General features: G+C 63.8%; 15 protein-coding genes. 12 read left to right on the forward strand and 3 right to left on the reverse strand.

Features of this window, described 5'->3' with window-relative positions; genetic code table 11:
* From dnaA to ACCQ07_RS00060, 12 genes are all read left to right on the forward strand, one after another.
* Entirely contained in the window at positions 1 to 1,329 is a 1,329-nt protein-coding gene (gene dnaA / locus ACCQ07_RS00005) for a chromosomal replication initiator protein DnaA (RefSeq protein WP_372363661.1), read from the forward strand.
* 276 nt (positions 1,330 to 1,605) lie between these two features.
* Positions 1,606 to 2,706 (forward strand): DNA polymerase III subunit beta, encoded by a 1,101-nt coding sequence (gene dnaN / locus ACCQ07_RS00010; protein ID WP_005912436.1) that lies wholly within the window; start codon positions 1,606 to 1,608, stop codon positions 2,704 to 2,706.
* Positions 2,707 to 3,757: 1,051 nt separating this feature from the next.
* Positions 3,758 to 4,864: a DNA replication/repair protein RecF gene (gene recF, locus ACCQ07_RS00015; RefSeq protein ID WP_372363662.1), complete on the forward strand. Its 1,107-nt coding sequence runs from the start codon at positions 3,758 to 3,760 to the stop codon at positions 4,862 to 4,864.
* A 114-nt stretch (positions 4,865 to 4,978) separates the two neighbouring features.
* The gene (gene gyrB, locus ACCQ07_RS00020) at positions 4,979 to 7,423 is read left to right on the forward strand and encodes a DNA topoisomerase (ATP-hydrolyzing) subunit B (protein WP_008572975.1); all 2,445 of its coding nucleotides are present in this window, start codon (positions 4,979 to 4,981) and stop codon (positions 7,421 to 7,423) included.
* A 68-nt stretch (positions 7,424 to 7,491) separates the two neighbouring features.
* Positions 7,492 to 8,328: a CPBP family intramembrane glutamic endopeptidase gene (locus ACCQ07_RS00025; RefSeq protein ID WP_372363664.1), complete on the forward strand. Its 837-nt coding sequence runs from the start codon at positions 7,492 to 7,494 to the stop codon at positions 8,326 to 8,328.
* 183 nt (positions 8,329 to 8,511) lie between these two features.
* The gene (locus ACCQ07_RS00030; protein ID WP_071117765.1) at positions 8,512 to 9,318 is read left to right on the forward strand and encodes a M48 family metallopeptidase; all 807 of its coding nucleotides are present in this window, start codon (positions 8,512 to 8,514) and stop codon (positions 9,316 to 9,318) included.
* A 277-nt stretch (positions 9,319 to 9,595) separates the two neighbouring features.
* Positions 9,596 to 10,789: a tetratricopeptide repeat protein gene (locus ACCQ07_RS00035; RefSeq protein WP_008572970.1), complete on the forward strand. Its 1,194-nt coding sequence runs from the start codon at positions 9,596 to 9,598 to the stop codon at positions 10,787 to 10,789.
* Positions 10,790 to 10,942: 153 nt separating this feature from the next.
* On the forward strand, positions 10,943 to 11,614 hold the full coding sequence (locus tag ACCQ07_RS00040) for an energy transducer TonB (protein WP_005912443.1): 672 nt from the start codon (positions 10,943 to 10,945) through the stop codon (positions 11,612 to 11,614).
* An 85-nt stretch (positions 11,615 to 11,699) separates the two neighbouring features.
* Positions 11,700 to 12,461, forward strand: a complete 762-nt coding sequence (gene exbB, locus ACCQ07_RS00045; RefSeq protein WP_005912445.1) for a TonB-system energizer ExbB — start codon at positions 11,700 to 11,702, stop codon at positions 12,459 to 12,461.
* Positions 12,462 to 12,507: 46 nt separating this feature from the next.
* A complete protein-coding gene (locus tag ACCQ07_RS00050; protein ID WP_005912447.1) occupies positions 12,508 to 12,930 on the forward strand; it encodes an ExbD/TolR family protein in 423 nt (140 codons plus the stop codon).
* A 3-nt stretch (positions 12,931 to 12,933) separates the two neighbouring features.
* Positions 12,934 to 13,347, forward strand: coding sequence for an ExbD/TolR family protein (locus ACCQ07_RS00055; RefSeq protein ID WP_005912449.1), 414 nt, complete (start codon positions 12,934 to 12,936; stop codon positions 13,345 to 13,347).
* A gap of 251 nt (positions 13,348 to 13,598) precedes the next feature.
* Positions 13,599 to 13,979 (forward strand): ExbD/TolR family protein, encoded by a 381-nt coding sequence (locus tag ACCQ07_RS00060; RefSeq protein ID WP_029818092.1) that lies wholly within the window; start codon positions 13,599 to 13,601, stop codon positions 13,977 to 13,979.
* A gap of 280 nt (positions 13,980 to 14,259) precedes the next feature.
* Here the strand turns inward: ACCQ07_RS00060 and ACCQ07_RS00065 are convergent, their stop codons facing one another.
* The 3 genes from ACCQ07_RS00065 to cls form a co-directional block, all read right to left on the reverse strand.
* The gene (locus ACCQ07_RS00065) at positions 14,260 to 15,027 is read right to left on the reverse strand and encodes a pyridoxine 5'-phosphate synthase (RefSeq protein ID WP_031420457.1); all 768 of its coding nucleotides are present in this window, start codon (positions 15,025 to 15,027) and stop codon (positions 14,260 to 14,262) included.
* Between the two features lie 7 nt (positions 15,028 to 15,034).
* Complete coding sequence (locus ACCQ07_RS00070; protein WP_008572960.1) at positions 15,035 to 15,304, reverse strand: hypothetical protein; 270 nt, start codon at positions 15,302 to 15,304, stop codon at positions 15,035 to 15,037.
* Between the two features lie 75 nt (positions 15,305 to 15,379).
* Positions 15,380 to 16,840: a cardiolipin synthase gene (gene cls / locus ACCQ07_RS00075; RefSeq protein WP_011345777.1), complete on the reverse strand. Its 1,461-nt coding sequence runs from the start codon at positions 16,838 to 16,840 to the stop codon at positions 15,380 to 15,382.
* Between the last annotated feature and the right edge of the window lie 63 nt (positions 16,841 to 16,903).

Below are 16,903 nucleotides of genomic sequence, written 5' to 3' on the forward strand. Positions count from 1 at the left end.
ATGGATGCTTGGCCCCGCTGTCTGGAACGTCTCGAAGCCGAATTCCCGCCCGAAGATGTCCACACCTGGTTGAAACCCCTGCAAGCCGAAGATCGCGGCGACAGCATCGTGCTGTACGCCCCGAACGCCTTCATCGTCGACCAGGTTCGCGAACGGTACCTGCCGCGCATCCGCGAATTGCTGGCGTATTTCGCCGGCAACGGCGAAGTCGCGCTGGCGGTCGGTTCGCGTCCACGTGCGTCCGAGCCGGCCCCCGCAGCGGCGGCGGTGCCAAGTGCGCCCCAGGCTGCACCGATGGTGCCGTTCGCCGGCAACCTGGATTCGCATTACACCTTCGCCAACTTCGTCGAAGGCCGCAGCAACCAGCTGGGTCTGGCCGCCGCGATCCAGGCGGCGCAGAAGCCCGGCGACCGCGCGCACAACCCGTTGCTGCTGTACGGCAGCACCGGTCTGGGCAAGACCCACCTGATGTTCGCGGCCGGCAATGCGCTGCGTCAGGCCAATCCGGCCGCCAAGGTGATGTACCTGCGTTCGGAACAGTTCTTCAGCGCGATGATCCGGGCGCTGCAGGACAAGGCGATGGACCAGTTCAAGCGCCAGTTCCAGCAGATCGATGCGCTGCTGATCGACGACATCCAGTTCTTCGCCGGCAAGGACCGCACCCAGGAAGAGTTCTTCCACACCTTCAACGCGCTGTTCGATGGCCGCCAGCAGATCATCCTGACCTGCGACCGCTACCCGCGCGAAGTGGAAGGCCTGGAGCCGCGCCTGAAGTCGCGCCTGGCCTGGGGCCTGTCGGTGGCGATCGATCCGCCGGACTTCGAAACCCGCGCGGCCATCGTGCTGGCCAAGGCACGCGAGCGCGGCGCCGAGATTCCCGACGACGTGGCATTCCTGATCGCCAAGAAGATGCGCTCCAACGTGCGCGACCTGGAAGGCGCGCTCAACACCCTGGTGGCGCGTGCCAACTTCACCGGCCGCTCGATCACGGTGGAATTTGCCCAGGAGACGCTGCGCGATTTGCTGCGCGCCCAGCAACAGGCGATCGGCATTCCCAATATCCAGAAGACCGTGGCCGATTACTACGGCCTGCAGATGAAGGACCTGCTGTCCAAGCGGCGCACCCGCTCGCTGGCGCGCCCGCGCCAGGTGGCGATGGCGTTGGCCAAGGAGCTCACCGAGCACAGCCTGCCGGAGATCGGCGACGCGTTCGCCGGCCGCGACCACACCACCGTGCTGCATGCCTGCCGGCAGATCCGCACGTTGATGGAGGCCGACGGCAAGCTCCGCGAGGACTGGGAAAAGCTGATTCGCAAGCTCAGCGAGTAGGCCATCGGCTGCCATCGGCGCCAGGCTGGAAAAAAGCGTGGAAACGTTGGGGTCAAATGCGGGAGAATCTGTGGATAACGTTGCACCGCAGTCCGGCTGGGAAACTATCCACAGGTTTTCCGACCAGCTCAGGCGCACTAGTCCAACGCGTTTCAGATGCTGAAATGTCTTTGGAAACAAATAGTTACGGTGGTTATCCGCTGAAAACGGCCCTACCATCACCACCAAGCTTTTGATTTATTCCATATCTTTTAAAGCATAGGGGCACGGAACCACATGCGTTTTACACTGCAGCGCGAAGCCTTCCTCAAACCATTGGCACAAGTGGTCAATGTGGTCGAACGCCGTCAAACCCTGCCCGTCCTGGCCAACTTGCTGGTCCAGGTCAAGGACGGACAGGTCTCGTTGACCGGCACCGACCTGGAAGTGGAAATGATCTCGCGCACGCTGGTGGAGGACGCGCAGGACGGCGAAACCACGATTCCGGCGCGCAAGCTGTTCGACATCCTGCGCGCCCTGCCCGACGGCAGCCGCGTCACCATTTCGCAGACCGGCGACAAGGTCACCGTGCAGGCCGGGCGAAGCCGCTTCACCCTGGCGACGTTGCCGTCCAACGACTTCCCGTCCGTGGACGAGGTCGAGGCGACCGAGCGCGTCGTGGTGCCCGAAGCCGGCCTCAAGGAGCTGATCGAGCGCACCGCGTTCGCCATGGCCCAGCAGGACGTGCGCTACTACCTCAATGGCCTGTTGTTCGACCTGCGCGACGGCTTGCTGCGCTGCGTGGCTACCGACGGTCATCGTCTGGCGCTGTGCGAGATGGAGCTGGAGAAAGCCGGCGGCGCCAAGCGCCAGATCATCGTGCCGCGCAAGGGCGTGACCGAGCTGCAGCGTTTGCTGGAAGGTGCCGATCGCGAGGTCGAGCTGGAAGTGGGACGTAGCCATATCCGCGTCAAGCGCGGTGATGTGACCTTTACGTCGAAGCTGATCGACGGCCGGTTCCCGGACTACGAGGCAGTGATTCCGATTGGTGCCGATCGTGAGGTCAAGGTGGATCGTGAAGCGCTGCGCGCGTCGCTACAGCGTGCCGCCATCCTGTCCAACGAGAAGTACCGCGGCGTCCGTGTGGAAGTGTCGCCGGGTCAGCTGAAGATCAGCGCGCATAACCCCGAGCAGGAAGAGGCGCAGGAAGAGATCGAGGCCGATACCAAGGTCGACGACCTGGCTATCGGCTTCAACGTCAACTATTTGCTCGACGCGCTGTCGGCACTGCGCGACGAGCACGTGGTGATCCAGCTGCGTGACGCCAATTCGTCTGCATTGGTGCGTGAGGCCAGCAGCGAGAAGTCGCGCCATGTGGTGATGCCATTGCGTCTCTAACGCTTCGTTCCACGTGGAACACGCAAAAGCCCGGCATCTGCCGGGCTTTTTGTTTGCGCCATTCGGGGCTTGTTGTGTGTAGATAAGCATCGCGGCCAAGTCGTCTGTGGCGACCAAATGGGGCGTGGGTCGAGCTATGGCGCCTGTGCATGATCTGAAGGGATAAAGCGCTGACGTAAGCGTGGGAGCTATGCCTTCGATCCGATCGATCGACCAAACGCGCTCCACGCGCTTGCCACGGCGCTGCTGTGTTGGCTGGACATCGGCGCCAGGGTTGAGACGCGGTACACATCGAGTTTCAGAATCCACATGGGACGGCCGCGGATCCAGCTCCGACTTGGTCGAACGTCAGGACAAGACTCACCGCGGCGCGTACGTGGGTCCTTTACGGCCTGTTGCCGTCGCCACGCCTCTTCGCGTTACGTCAGCAGGGTCCTGAAATTTTGGACTGGCCTGGCACCTGGCGACTCAGCGAGGTCCGAAAGTCTCAACGTGGCCGGAGCCGAGCCTGATTCATGCGCCCTGTCTTTGGCCGTCGAGCTGGCCTGGTCTGGGACACAGCGAAAGCAGGCAGAGAACAAGACATCTTCTCTCTCATGCGCCGTTGGGTTTGAAACTACGTTCGTTCAAACTGAACAAATTCAGCTAAAGGTGAATCAACTGATTTGCTACCGCCCCTTGCCGGCGAGACCTAGCGTTCAGCTGTTCAGCTCCCTACTGTTTTTGACTTATGCACATCGCGCTTTGCTTTTAAATCTATAAATAACTTAAGAGCTTTGTGGTGATGGTAGGCGCAGATTTCGCGTAAAAACACCTCAAGTGATTGTTCTTAAAGGAAATTATCGGGTCGAAACCCTGTGCTTATCGGCCTGTTTTACGGCTTACAAGCTGTGGATAAGCAAAAACACCGCCCTCCGCCCCCTTTTTATCCACATGTTATCCCCCGCCTGTCCCGCCATTGTCGCCGGCCACGACTGCGCGCGTTTCGTGCCGATCCCGTATCCTTCGACCCGACCGGCATGCCGGATTACAGCCCAGAGCACACCGATCGATGCATGTAGTGCGGTTGTCCATTCATCGGCTTCGCCGGTTTCACACGGTCGAGCTTCATCCCTCCAGTACCTTGAATCTGCTGACCGGCGACAACGGTGCGGGGAAGACCAGCGTGCTCGAAGCGCTGCATCTGATGGCCTACGGCCGCAGCTTCCGCGGGCGCGTCCGTGACGGCCTGATCCAACAAGGCGCCAACGACCTTGAAGTTTTCGTGGAATGGAAAGAAGGCAACGGCGCTGCGGGCGAACGGACGCGTCGAGCCGGCCTGCGTCATAGCGGGCAGGAATGGACGGGACGTCTGGATGGTGAAGACGTGGCGCAGCTTGGCGCGCTTTGCGCTGCGCTGGCAGTGGTGACGTTCGAGCCCGGCAGCCACGTGCTGATCAGTGGCGGTGGCGAACCTCGCCGCCGCTTCCTGGATTGGGGCCTGTTCCACGTGGAACCCGATTTCCTCACCATGTGGCGCCGCTACGCCCGGGCGCTCAAGCAACGTAATGCGTTGCTGAAGCAGGGCGCGCAGCCACGCATGTTGGACGCCTGGGACCACGAACTCGCCGAATCCGGCGAGAGCCTGACGTCTCGGCGCACGCGCTACCTGGAACGCCTGCAGGAGCGGCTGGTTCCCGTGGCAGACGCGATCGCGCCCTCGCTGGGACTGTCTGCGCTGACGTTCGCTCCCGGCTGGAAGCGGCACGAGGTCTCGCTGGCGGACGCCCTGCTGCTTGCGCGCGAACGAGATCGCCAGAACGGCTACACCTCGCAAGGCCCGCACCGCGCAGATTGGGTGCCCAGCTTTCAGGCACTCCCTGGACGGGACGCGCTTTCCCGGGGACAGGCCAAGCTCACCGCCCTCGCTTGCCTGCTCGCACAGGCGGAGGACTTCGCCTACGAACGCGGCGAGTGGCCGGTCATCGCCCTGGATGATCTGGGCTCGGAGCTGGACCGGCACCATCAGGGGCGTGTGCTGCAGCGGCTCGCGTCCGCGCCCGCGCAGGTGCTCATCACCGCAACCGAAACCCCGCCTGGCCTTGCAGATGCCGGCGCACTATTGCAGCAGTTCCACGTGGAACACGGCCACATTACGCGACAGGCAGCGGCCCACTGAGCCGCAACGGCCGGCTCGTGCCGGCTGGTATAATTTGCTCGCTATCCCCCTTTTCCCACGGTGCGGAGCGGCTATCGCCGCCTTCGCCCGTGTTGTGGAGCCAACGGCACGCGCATGACCGACGAACAAAACATCCCGCCAACACCCAACGGCACCTACGACTCCAGCAAGATCACCGTGCTGCGTGGCCTGGAGGCCGTCCGCAAGCGCCCCGGCATGTATATCGGCGACGTCCATGACGGCACCGGTCTGCATCACATGGTGTTCGAGGTGGTCGACAACTCGGTCGACGAAGCCCTGGCCGGGCATGCGGACGACATCGTGGTGAAGATCCTGGCCGATGGCTCGGTGGCGGTCTCCGACAACGGGCGCGGCGTGCCGGTCGACATCCACAAGGAAGAAGGCGTCTCGGCGGCCGAGGTGATCCTCACCGTGCTGCACGCCGGCGGCAAGTTCGACGACAACAGCTACAAGGTCTCCGGCGGCCTGCACGGCGTGGGCGTCTCGGTGGTCAATGCATTGTCCGAGCACTTGTGGCTGGATATCTGGCGCGACGGCTTCCACTACCAGCAGGAGTACGCGCTGGGTGAGCCGCAGTACCCGCTCAAGCAGCTGGAAGCCTCGACCAAGCGCGGCACCACGCTGCGCTTCAAGCCGTCCGTGGCCATCTTCAGCGACGTCGAGTTCCATTACGACATCCTGGCGCGGCGCCTGCGCGAGCTGTCCTTCCTCAATTCCGGCGTCAAGATCACCTTGATCGACGAGCGCGGCGAAGGCCGTCGCGACGATTTCCATTACGAAGGCGGCATCCGCAGCTTCGTGGAGCATCTGGCGCAGTTGAAGTCGCCGCTGCACCCGAATGTGATCTCGGTGACCGGCGAGCACAACGGCATCATGGTGGACGTGGCCCTGCAATGGACCGACGCCTACCAGGAAACCATGTACTGCTTCACCAACAATATTCCGCAGAAGGACGGCGGCACCCACCTGGCCGGTTTCCGTGCGGCGCTGACGCGCGTGCTCAGCACCTACATCGAACAGAACGGCATCGCCAAGCAGGCCAAGGTCGCGCTGACCGGCGACGACATGCGCGAAGGCATGATCGCGGTGCTTTCGGTCAAGGTGCCCGACCCCAGCTTCTCTTCGCAGACCAAGGAAAAGCTGGTCAGCTCGGATGTGCGCCCGGCAGTGGAGAACGCCTTTGGTGCGCGCCTGCAGGAGTTCCTGCAGGAGAACCCGAACGAAGCCAAGGCCATCACCGGCAAGATCGTCGATGCCGCGCGCGCGCGCGAAGCCGCCCGCAAGGCGCGCGACCTGACCCGCCGCAAGGGTGCGCTGGACATCGCCGGCCTGCCGGGCAAGCTGGCCGACTGCCAGGAAAAGGACCCGGCGCTGTCGGAACTGTTCATCGTCGAGGGTGACTCGGCGGGCGGTTCGGCCAAGCAGGGACGCAACCGCAAGAACCAGGCCGTGCTGCCGCTGCGCGGCAAGATCCTCAATGTCGAACGTGCCCGCTTCGACCGCATGTTGGCCTCCGACCAGGTCGGCACGCTGATCACTGCGCTGGGCACCGGCATCGGTCGCGACGAGTACAACCCGGACAAGCTGCGCTACCACCGCATCATCCTGATGACCGACGCCGACGTGGACGGCTCGCACATCCGCACCCTGCTGCTGACCTTCTTCTACCGGCAGATGCCGGAGTTGATCGAGCGCGGCTACATCTACATCGGCCTGCCGCCGCTGTACAAGCTCAAGCAGGGCAAGAGCGAGCTGTATCTGAAGGACGACGCGGCGCTCAACGCCTACCTGGCCAGCAATGCGGTCGAGGGTGCGGCGCTGATTCCGGCCACCGACGAACCGCCGATCACCGGCGAAGCGCTGGAGAAATTGTTGATGCTGTTCACCAGCGCCAACGAAGCGATCGCGCGCAACGCACACCGCTACGACCCGGCCCTGCTCACCGCGCTGATCGACCTGCCGCCACTGGATGTGGAAAAACTGCAGGCCGAAGGCGACCAGCATCCGACCCTGGATGCACTGCAGGCAGTGCTCAACCGCGGCACCCTGGGTACCGCGCGCTACCAGTTGCGCTTCGACCCCGGCAGCGAGAACGCGCCTGCCACCCTGGTGGCCATCCGCCGCCACATGGGCGAAGAGTTCACCCAGGTGCTGCCGATGGGTGCGTTCGAAAGCGGCGAGCTGCGTCCGCTGCGTGAGGTCTCGCTGGCCTTGCACGACCTGGTGCGCGAAGGTGCCCAGATCGTGCGCGGCAACAAGAGCCACCCGATCACCAGCTTCGCGCAGGCCCATGCCTGGTTGCTGGACGAGGCCAAGAAGGGCCGCCAGGTGCAGCGCTTCAAGGGCCTGGGCGAAATGAATGCCGAGCAGCTGTGGGAAACCACGGTCAACCCCGATACGCGTCGCCTGTTGCAGGTGCGCATCGAGGACGCGGTGGCCGCCGACCAGATCTTCAGCACCTTGATGGGCGATGTGGTCGAGCCACGCCGCGACTTCATCGAGGACAACGCGCTGAAGGTGTCCAACCTGGATATCTGAGGCACCCGCATCGGCCGGCACGTCGCAACCGCGGCGTGGTGGCCGGTGCGGTGTTCGCAGGATTGATGATGCGCACCGATCTTCCACCGCCCCCGGCACCACGCACGGTTGCCGGCAAGCCGCCGCTGCTGCCCGTGCTCGTGGGTTTCTGGGTCGACGTGCTCATCGCCGCCGGCCTGCTGTTGACCCTCAGCGTGGCCGGCTTTGCGTTGTGGGGCGCGGTGCGTGGCTTTGGCCACGTACAGGCGGCCAAGGTGCAGGGACTGACTCCCTCGCCCACCGAGGTCATGGCCGCCATTGGCCAACCCGGCGTGATGGTGCAGCTGCTCACCGCCTTGGTCAGCACGGCCACGCCGGCGCTGCTGTTGTACTACTGGCGCCGCCGCGCCACCGCTGCCGAACAGACCGCCTCGCGGACTGCCGCGCGTCGCGCCTCCACCTGGGGCTGGACCGCGCTGGTCGCCGCCGCAGTGTTCCTGCTCAGCAACCTGGTCAGCGTGGCGGCTTCGGCGTTGGGCATCAAGCCGGTGCCCACCAACCTGCCGTTGATGGAAGACGCGCTCCAGCAGTGGCCGCTGGCACTGACGCTGTTTGCGGTGGTCATCGCGCCGGCTTACGAAGAACTGCTGTTTCGTCGCGTGCTGTTCGGGCGCCTGCTCGCTGCCGGCCACCCGTGGCTGGGCATCGTGCTGAGCGGGGCGATTTTCGCGCTGGTGCACGAAGTACCCGGCATCAGCGGCAACGGCCCGGCCGCGATCGCGCAGCTGTGGCTGGTGTACGGCAGCATGGGCGCGGCGTTCGCATGGCTGTACTGGCGCACCGGTACGTTATGGGCGCCAGTTGCCGCGCATGGCATCAACAACGCCACGGCCCTGGCAGCGCTGTACTTTTTCGGGCTTGGCTGAGTCCACAAGCGGTCAGATGCGAGAACCCAGCCGCAGCGGCGCGGCGCCCGGGCACCGAATGGATCCGCACGCTTTGGACAGCCGATCGCCCCGGCTGGGCACGCGTCATCGGCCGCACGGAACCGTTTGACGAAAAGTTAAGACGAGCCTGCCAGAATGCCCCCATGGTTCTAGGGGGATCGAATGAAAGCTAGGCTGTTGATCGTTGTTGCCGTGCTTGCACTGACGGCGTGTGCCACCACAACTTCGCCAACCGGCCGCCGACAGGTGGTGGGCGGGGTATCGCAACAGCAATTGGACCAGTTGGGCGCGCAATCCTTTGCGCAGACCAAGGCCAAGGAAAAAGTCAGCACCGATGGCAAGCAGAACGCCTACGTGCAGTGCGTGGTCAATGCGCTGGTGGCACAACTGCCGCCGCAATGGCGCGAAACCAAGTGGGAAACCGCGCTGTTCGTGGACAACGAAGCCAATGCCTTCGCCCTGCCCGGCGGCAAGGTCGGTGTCAACACGGGCATTTTCACTGTCGCCAAGACCCAGGATCAACTCGCCGCCGTGCTCGGGCATGAGATCGGCCATGTCATTTCGCGCCATCACGAAGAGCGCATCACCCGTCAGCTCGGCGCGCAGACGGGCCTGGGCATCATCGGCGCACTCGCCGGCGCTGCCTATGGCGACGGGGCGGCCAGCGCAGTCAATCAGGTCGGCGGTATGACTGCCCAGACAGTGTTCCTGCTGCCCGGCTCGCGTACCCAGGAAAGCGAAGCCGATGTGGTCGGCCAACGTCTGATGGCCCAGGCCGGCTTCGATCCGGCGCAGGCGGTGACGCTGTGGCAGAACATGATGGCCGCCAGCGGCAATCGCCAACCGCAGTGGCTGTCGACCCACCCCGACCCTGCCAACCGCATCCGCGAACTGCAGGCCGACGTTGCCCAGCTCGAACCGGTGTACCAGCAGGCCAGGCAGAGCGGGCGCGTGCCGCGTTGTGGCTAGTGCTGCTAACGACATCCGTGCGGCCGCCGTCAACCTGGACGAACACCGATTCGATGCGACGCTTGCTTGCCTCCCCTGGTGGCGTACGCGCCGCTACACCGGTCAAGGTCTGTTAGCGACGCTAAGACATCGGTTCCCTGCTTCTGATTGCCGCAACACAACATGGAAACCGTTTTCGGGAACTGAGACTTTCTGCTAAGTTTGCCGGCTCAGATTTTTCGTACAGCGCCCATTCCGCTTTTCGTACCGCCCGACGGCGGATCGTCCGAGGTGAAACATGAAACTGCTCAACCGCAAGCAAGCCCTGTTGTCCCTGTTCATCGCCGCGTCGCTGGGTGGGGCTGTCGTCACCGATGCGGTCGCGCAGTCGGACCGTTCCTCCGAACGCGCCAGCCGCAAATCCAAAAGCGGCAAGGCCGAGGAGCTGTACCCGCAGTCGACCCGCCAGGCACCGACGATCAAGCCGTCCTCCAAGTTGAGCAGCAAGCTGCAGAAGCTGATCGAAACCTTCAACAAGGGCGAGGACTACCAAGGCGTGCGCACCCAGGCCGATGAGATCCTGGCCAACAGCGCTGCCAACGACGCCGACAAGGCGCTGGCGGCCCAGCTGGCCGCGCAGGCTGCCTACAACCTGGACGACACCGCCGCTGCCAAGAAGTACCTGCAGCAGGCCATCGGCCTGAACGCGCTGGACAACAACGGCCAGTTCCAGTCGATGCTGATGCTGGCGCAGTTGCAGATGCAGGACGACCAGCAGGCCGAGGGTTTGGCCACGCTGGACAAATATCTGGAAGAGAGCAAGTCGCAGCGTCCGGAAGACCTGATCCTCAAGGGCCAGGCGCTGTACCAGACCGAGCGCTACAAGGAAGCCATTCCGGTGTTGAAGCAGGCCATCGCTGCCTCGCCCGAGCCCAAGGACAGCTGGAACCAGCTGCTGATGGCGTCCTACGCCGAAGCTGGCCAGACCGGTGAGGCCGTTGCGGCCGCCGAGGCGCTGGCCGCCAAGACGCCCAACGACAAAAAGGCGCAGCTCAACCTGGCCAACATGTACATGCAGGCCGACCAGATGGACAAGGCCGCAGGCGTGATGGACAAGCTGCGTGCCTCCGGCCAGTTGACCGAAGAAAAGGAATACAAGCAGTTGTATTCCATCTACGCCAACACCGAGAACAAAGAAAAGGACGTCATTGCCGTCATCAATGAGGGTATGCAAAAAGGCATCCTCAAGCCTGATTATCAGACATACCTTGCCCTGGCCCAGTCGTATTACTACAGCGACGATGTCCCGAAGGCGATCGAAAACTGGCAGAAGGCCGCACCGCTTTCCAAGGATGGCGAGACCTATTTGAATCTGGCCAAGGTGCTGCATTCGGAAGGTCGCATCCCCGAGGCCAAGCAGGCCGCACAGCAGGCGATCGCCAAGGGTGTTAAAAAACCCGAAGACGCCAAGAAGATCATCAACCTGAAGTAAAAAAAGAAAATAAACCCCCGAAATCCCTGTGTTTTTAGTGGTTACAGGACTCGGGATTGGTATAAGCTTGGGAGTTCCTGCGGTGTCAAAGCCGTCCGAAAACCTGGGGATCATCACAGTGATCCGGGCCCCCACTGAAAGAGCCATTGGCGCATGACGGAACAACTCGTTATCCACAGGCATGACTACGATGCCGGGAACCAGGGTCTGAGCTGGGCCCGCATTATCGGCATTGCTTTTGTAATTGCTTTGCACCTCACTGCACTGATGATGTTGCTGATCCCTGCAGTGGCGCCGAAGGCTCCGGCAGAGAAGGAGCGCACCACCATGGTCACCTTGGTGGATGCACCGCCTCCTCCCCCGCCGCCGCCGCCGCCGCCGCCGCCGGAAGACAAGCCGCCGCCGCCGGTCAAGAATCTGTCGCCGCCGAAGCCGTCACCGGTTCCGCCGCCGCCGGAAGCTCCGGTGGTCGACGTTCCCGAACCGCGTCCGAGCGATATCGTCACGCCGCCGAGCCCGCCGAGCCCGCCGGCTCCGCCGAGTGACATTGGCGCCAGCGTCGATATCTCGTCCAAGAACATGAACCCGCCGAAGTACCCGCCGGCTGCATTCCGTGCCGGTGTCCAAGGTGAGGTCATCCTGATCGTGGATGTGGATGCTAGCGGCAACGTGACCAACGTGTCGGTCGAAAAGTCCAGCCGCAACCGCGACCTTGACCGTGCCGCGATGGACGCAGCACGCAAGTGGAAGTTCAACGCCTCCACCGTCAACGGGCAGAAAGCCGCCGGACGTGTCCGCGTCCCGGTCAACTTTGCTCTGAACTGATCCCACGGGCCGGCCACGGTCGGCCCAGGATCCTGTCTTCCTTTCGCTCCACCCTTCATCACCACACACAACAAAGGTAAGCGTCATGCTGCAGGAATTCTTTATCGCCGCCGCTGCAGGGGGCTCCAATCCGTCGGCCGCTCTGTCGCAGATGGGCTTCGAGCACTTGATCACCGAAATGACCTCCAGCCCCGGCGACTTCGCCGTGTCCTGGGTCGTGTTGATCACCCTGATCGCCATGTCCGCTGCCTCCTGGTACTGGACTGTCATCAACATCTTCCGTGCCACCCGCTTGAAGAGCGCGGCTGACCGCGTCACCACCGCGTTCTGGGATGCCCCGAATGCACAGGACGCCATCCGCGCCATGGAAGAACAGCCGGCTTCCGAGCCGTTCTCGAAGATCGCGCTGGACGCCGCCCAGGCTGCTGCGCACCACCAGCGTGCCGAAGGCAGCACCGGTGGCCTGGGCGAGAGCCTGAGCCGTTCGGAGTTCGTCGACCGCGCCCTGCGTCAGGCCGTGACCCGCGAAAGCACCAAGCTGCAGTCGGGCATGACCCTGCTGGCCACCGTCGGTGCAACCGCACCGTTCGTCGGTCTGCTCGGTACCGTGTGGGGCATCTACGGCGCGCTGATCAAGATCGGTGCAACCGGTTCGGCCTCCATCGACGCCGTTGCCGGTCCGGTGGGTGAAGCGCTGATCATGACCGCGATCGGCCTGTTCGTCGCAATCCCGGCCGTGTTCGCGTTCAACTTCTTCTCCAAGGTCAACAGCTCGGTGATCGCCAAGTTCGACACCTTTGCCCACGACCTGCACGACTTCTTCGCCACCGGTTCGCGCGTTCGCTAATCCGGTCGTCAAGAACGCCTTCGCAACGATTTAGACGGAGCCCGTTATGGCCTTCAGTAGTGGAAACAGCGGTGGCCCGATGGCCGACATCAACGTGACGCCCCTCGTGGACGTCATGCTGGTGCTGCTGATCATCTTCATCATTACGGCACCGCTGATGTCCCATAAGGTCAAGGTGGAGCTGCCAGAGGCCAACTTGATCCAGAAGGAAGATGCGGAGAAACGCGCCGCGCCGATCACTCTGGCCGTCAAGGAAGATGGGTCGCTGTACTGGAACGACGAGCCGATTTCCAAGGAAGCCCTGGAGTCGCGCCTGTCCACAGCCGCACAGCAGACCCCGCAGCCGCCGCTCAACCTGCGTGGCGACCGCACGACCAAGATGCGTACGATCAACGAGATCACCAAGATCGCGCAGGGTCAGGGCATGCTGGACGTCGGTTTCGTTGCAACCAAAGTGAAGGGGCAGTAAGCCATGGCATTTAGTACTGGTGGAAGCCGTGGGCCGATGGCCGACATCAACGTCACGCCCCTCGTGGACGTGATGCTGGTGCTGCTGATCATCTTCATCGTCACCGCGCCGATCATGACCTACCCGATCGCCGTGGATCTGCCGCAGCGGGTGCTCAACCCGCCACCGCAGACGACCGAACCGCCGCCGCCGATCGAGTTGCGTATCGACGCCAGCAACCAGGTGTTCTGGAACAACAGCCCGACTCCGGTCGATGTGTTGCAACAGAAGATGGAAGAAGTGGTGCAGGCCGATCCGACCAATCAGCCGGAACTGCGCATCGATGCAAATCCGGATGCGGAGTACGAGGTGATGGCCAAGGTGCTGGCCGCTGCGAAGAACTCGCAGATGAAGAAAATCGGCTTCATGCAGCAGTAAACGTATCTGCAAGACCGCAACACAACAGTCATGACGCGACTGCAACGCCACCGGAAACGGTGGCGTTTTTTTATGTGTGCTTCGACCCAAGCGCGTTAATGGCAGCGCTTGTAGACCCTTCAGCGTCAAGCACCCATTGCCGAGCCGATGCCGTGCCGCCAGCGCGCCCGTACCCGCGTCGAGTTGCCGGTGCAGGTCGCAGGTGTGTGCTCGGCCGTGCAGCACCCACGATCACAGCACGGGAGGCAGTCATGGCTTTCAGTACGACAGGGGATCGGGGACCGCTGGCGGAGATCAATGTCACGCCGCTGGTGGATGTCATGTTGGTGTTGTTGATTATCTTCATCGTCACCGCACCGATGGTGACGCGGACAATCGCGGTGGATCTGCCGCAGCACATTTCGCAAGTGACCACACGGCCGGAGCCGCCTGCACCAATCGCCTTGCGTGTGGATGCCGACGCACAGCTGTTCTGGAACGCCAACCCGGTGACCTTGCAGCAACTCCAGTCCAGGTTGATCGAGCAGATGCAGGCAACTGCAGGACATCAGCCGGAACTGCGCATCGCCGCCAGTGTGGACGCCGAGTATGCCGTGATGGCCAGCGTGCTGGCGGCAGCGAAGAACGCGTAAGTGCAGCGCATCGCCTTTGTGCAGTAGTGTTTCTGCAAGCGCGTATTGCGCTTGGCCACGTGCAGTGCATGCAACAACGCACGATGCGGTCGCCCAGGCGCCGCATCGCGGCTTCGGACGCGACAGGTATGGGGAGTTAATCGAGGTTGTTTCTCACCGGCAGCAGCTGGCCGTCGCTAACCAGGCGCTCGTCGTGATGTTCCTGCGTAGCATCCACCACGCGAACGTGGTTGTCGCCAACCCGGGCATCGATCATCGATGCCGACGTTAGCGCATGGACTCAAGCGCTAACGTGGCTGCCACGCAGGATGTCGACGTACGCGCGCACGCTTGCATCCAATCCCTGGTACAAGGCCTCGCTGATCAAGGCGTGGCCGATGGATACTTCCAGCACCCCCGGCACAGCGGCGAGAAAATCGCCCAGGTTGGCTTGCGACAAATCGTGCCCGGCATTGATGCCCAGGCCTGCGGCACTGGCGCGCTGCGCGGCATCGGCGAACAGCGCCAACGTGGCATCGGCCTGGCCGCTGGCGTGCGCGTGCGCATAGGGGCCGGTGTACAACTCGATACGGTCCGCACCGAGCGCGGCTGCGCGGGCGATGTCCGGGTTACCCGCATCGACGAACAGGCTGACCCGGCTGCCCAGCTGCTTGAACGCGGTGATCAGCTCGGCGAGCTGCGCGGTGTCCTGCGCAAAATCGAAACCGTGATCGGAGGTCAGCTGCCCGTCGCCGTCCGGCACCAGGGTGATCTGCTGCGGGCGCGTGGCACGGCACAATTCCAGCAACCCCGGGTAGCCTGCGCGCGGTGGCGCGAAGGGGTTGCCTTCGATATTGAATTCCACCGCCTGCGCGCGCGCGAGCGCACTGAGCGCCAACACGTCGTCGGCGCGGATATGCCGCTGGTCCGGGCGCGGATGCACGGTGATGCCGTGCGCGCCGGCGGCAATGCAGGCGCGTGCGGCCTGCACCACGTCCGGGTCGGCGCCCCCGCGCGAGTTGCGCAGGACTGCAATCTTGTTGACGTTGACGCTGAGCTGGGTGGTCATGCGGTGATCAGGCCTGCGGCTCGCTGTCGCGTGCGGCGGCCAGGGCGGCCGACTTGCGTGCTTCTGCCAGCTCGCGCAGGCGGCGCAGCTCGGCCGGGTCGATCATGCTGCTGGTATCGCGTTGGGTGTCGCCCATGCGCGAGGCGAACCAACCGCGCGTCCACAACAGCAGCAGCACCAACGCCACCAGCAGCGAGACCACCAGCAACCACACGTGCGGCGTGCTGAAAGCCAGCACCAGCGCACCCAGTGCCATAAGCAGAAACAGCCAGTGCATGACGCGCTCCCCCGTTGAGTGGCGGCAGTGTAGCGCCGCGCCCGGCGCGGTTCCACGTGGGCGCCGCACCGTTGGTCAGAGCAGCGGCGACAACAGCCGGGCGAAGGCCTCCGGCAGGCGCGAGCGCCATAACGGCCGATGCCGCGCGAATTGCACTTCCTGCGCCTGCTGCAGATCGGTGCCGATCAGCCCGGCCATCTCTGCTGCCACGGCCTGGTCGCGGAACAGCATCGACAACTCGAAATTCAGCCGGAAGCTGCGGCTGTCGAAATTGGCGCTGCCGACGATGCAGACATCGTCGTCGGCCAGCAGCGCCTTGGTGTGCAGCATGCGCGGGCCGTACTCGTAGATGCGGACACCGGCTTCCAGCAACTCGTCGAAATACGAGCGTGCCGCGTAGGTGACCAGGCGCGAATCGCTGACCCGCGGCACCAGCAGGCGCACGTCTAGCCCGCCGAGCGCGGCGGAGGTCAGCGCCATGCGCGCCGCTTCGCCGGGCACGAAGTACGGAGTGACCAGCCATACGCGATGCTTGGCTTCATGGATGGCGGCGACCATCAGGCGGTGGATCGCTTCCCACGACGAATCCGGGCCGGACACCAGCACCTGCGCATCCACCGTGCCTTGCGCGCGGGTGGGCACATCGTCCGGCCACAGCTGCTGGCCGTGGAAGGCCGCGCGGCCCTGGCCGGTGGCATAGAGCCAGTCCTCCAGGAACACCAGCTGCAGACTGCGCACCACATGGCCTTGCAGGCGCACGTGCAGATCGCGATACGCCTGCTTGCGCACCTGTTCGTTCTCGTCGTCGGTGACGTTGATGCCGCCGGTGAAACCCACGCGGCCATCGATGACGATCACCTTGCGGTGGGTGCGCAGGTTCAACCACGGCCGCTTGAATGGCTTGAGCAATTGCGAGGGATGGAACCAGGCGGTTTCCACCCCGGCCTCGCGCAGCGTGCGCAGGGCGCGTCGGGTCATTGCCGATGAGCCGATCGCATCCATCAGCAGCCGCACCTTGACTCCGGCACGGGCACGTTCCATCAGCGCAGCGCAGATCGCGGTACCGCTGTGGTCGGGCTGGAAGATGTAGTACTCCAGATGGATATGGTCGCGTGCGCCCCGGATCGCTTCGATGATGGCGGCATACGTGGCAGCGCCATCCACCAGCCAGTGCACCTCGGTGGCGCTGCTGGGCGCCAGCCCGGTGGTGGACTGGGCGATCTTGGCCAGCTCGGTACAGTCCGCATCCGGCGGGCAGACGCTGCTGTAGCTCTCCATGCCCGAGCGCGAGCGCCCGCGCCGCAGCCGCTGCCGTTTGACCTTTTGCGGGCCCAGCCAGTAGTAGATCAGCAGCCCCAGGTACGGCAGCGCCGCCAGCGACAACACCCAGCTCAGCGTGGCCACCGGTTCGCGCTTCTGCAGCACGATCCAGCCGGCGATCCACAGCAGATACAGCACATAGGCGGCCAGGAGGAGCGCTTCGAGGTGGGGAATGGTGGCCAGCCACTCCCACGCGCCCTGTGCAAGTGCGAGCATGCGCGGATTCTACGGGGCGCATGCGGTGTTGCGATGATCACTGCCCGCGTGAGCGAGGTGGCG

The sequence above is a fragment of the Xanthomonas sp. NCPPB 3583 genome, from assembly GCF_041475715.2.
In the GTDB taxonomy this organism is placed as follows: Bacteria; Pseudomonadota; Gammaproteobacteria; order Xanthomonadales; family Xanthomonadaceae; genus Xanthomonas; species Xanthomonas euvesicatoria.

Excerpts from the sequence above, each read along its gene's own strand:
- dnaA (WP_372363661.1), top strand. The coding sequence starts at position 1 with ATGGATGCTTGGCCCCGCTGTCTGGAACGTCTCGAAGCCGAATTCCCG.
- dnaN (WP_005912436.1), top strand. The coding sequence starts at position 1,606 with ATGCGTTTTACACTGCAGCGCGAAGCCTTCCTCAAACCATTGGCACAA.
- recF (WP_372363662.1), top strand. The coding sequence starts at position 3,758 with ATGCATGTAGTGCGGTTGTCCATTCATCGGCTTCGCCGGTTTCACACG.
- gyrB (WP_008572975.1), top strand. The coding sequence starts at position 4,979 with ATGACCGACGAACAAAACATCCCGCCAACACCCAACGGCACCTACGAC.
- ACCQ07_RS00025 (WP_372363664.1), top strand. The coding sequence starts at position 7,492 with ATGCGCACCGATCTTCCACCGCCCCCGGCACCACGCACGGTTGCCGGC.
- ACCQ07_RS00030 (WP_071117765.1), top strand. The coding sequence starts at position 8,512 with ATGAAAGCTAGGCTGTTGATCGTTGTTGCCGTGCTTGCACTGACGGCG.
- ACCQ07_RS00035 (WP_008572970.1), top strand. The coding sequence starts at position 9,596 with ATGAAACTGCTCAACCGCAAGCAAGCCCTGTTGTCCCTGTTCATCGCC.
- ACCQ07_RS00040 (WP_005912443.1), top strand. The coding sequence starts at position 10,943 with ATGACGGAACAACTCGTTATCCACAGGCATGACTACGATGCCGGGAAC.
- exbB (WP_005912445.1), top strand. The coding sequence starts at position 11,700 with ATGCTGCAGGAATTCTTTATCGCCGCCGCTGCAGGGGGCTCCAATCCG.
- ACCQ07_RS00050 (WP_005912447.1), top strand. The coding sequence starts at position 12,508 with ATGGCCTTCAGTAGTGGAAACAGCGGTGGCCCGATGGCCGACATCAAC.
- ACCQ07_RS00055 (WP_005912449.1), top strand. The coding sequence starts at position 12,934 with ATGGCATTTAGTACTGGTGGAAGCCGTGGGCCGATGGCCGACATCAAC.
- ACCQ07_RS00060 (WP_029818092.1), top strand. The coding sequence starts at position 13,599 with ATGGCTTTCAGTACGACAGGGGATCGGGGACCGCTGGCGGAGATCAAT.
- ACCQ07_RS00065 (WP_031420457.1), bottom strand. The coding sequence starts at position 15,027 with ATGACCACCCAGCTCAGCGTCAACGTCAACAAGATTGCAGTCCTGCGC.
- ACCQ07_RS00070 (WP_008572960.1), bottom strand. The coding sequence starts at position 15,304 with ATGCACTGGCTGTTTCTGCTTATGGCACTGGGTGCGCTGGTGCTGGCT.
- cls (WP_011345777.1), bottom strand. The coding sequence starts at position 16,840 with ATGCTCGCACTTGCACAGGGCGCGTGGGAGTGGCTGGCCACCATTCCC.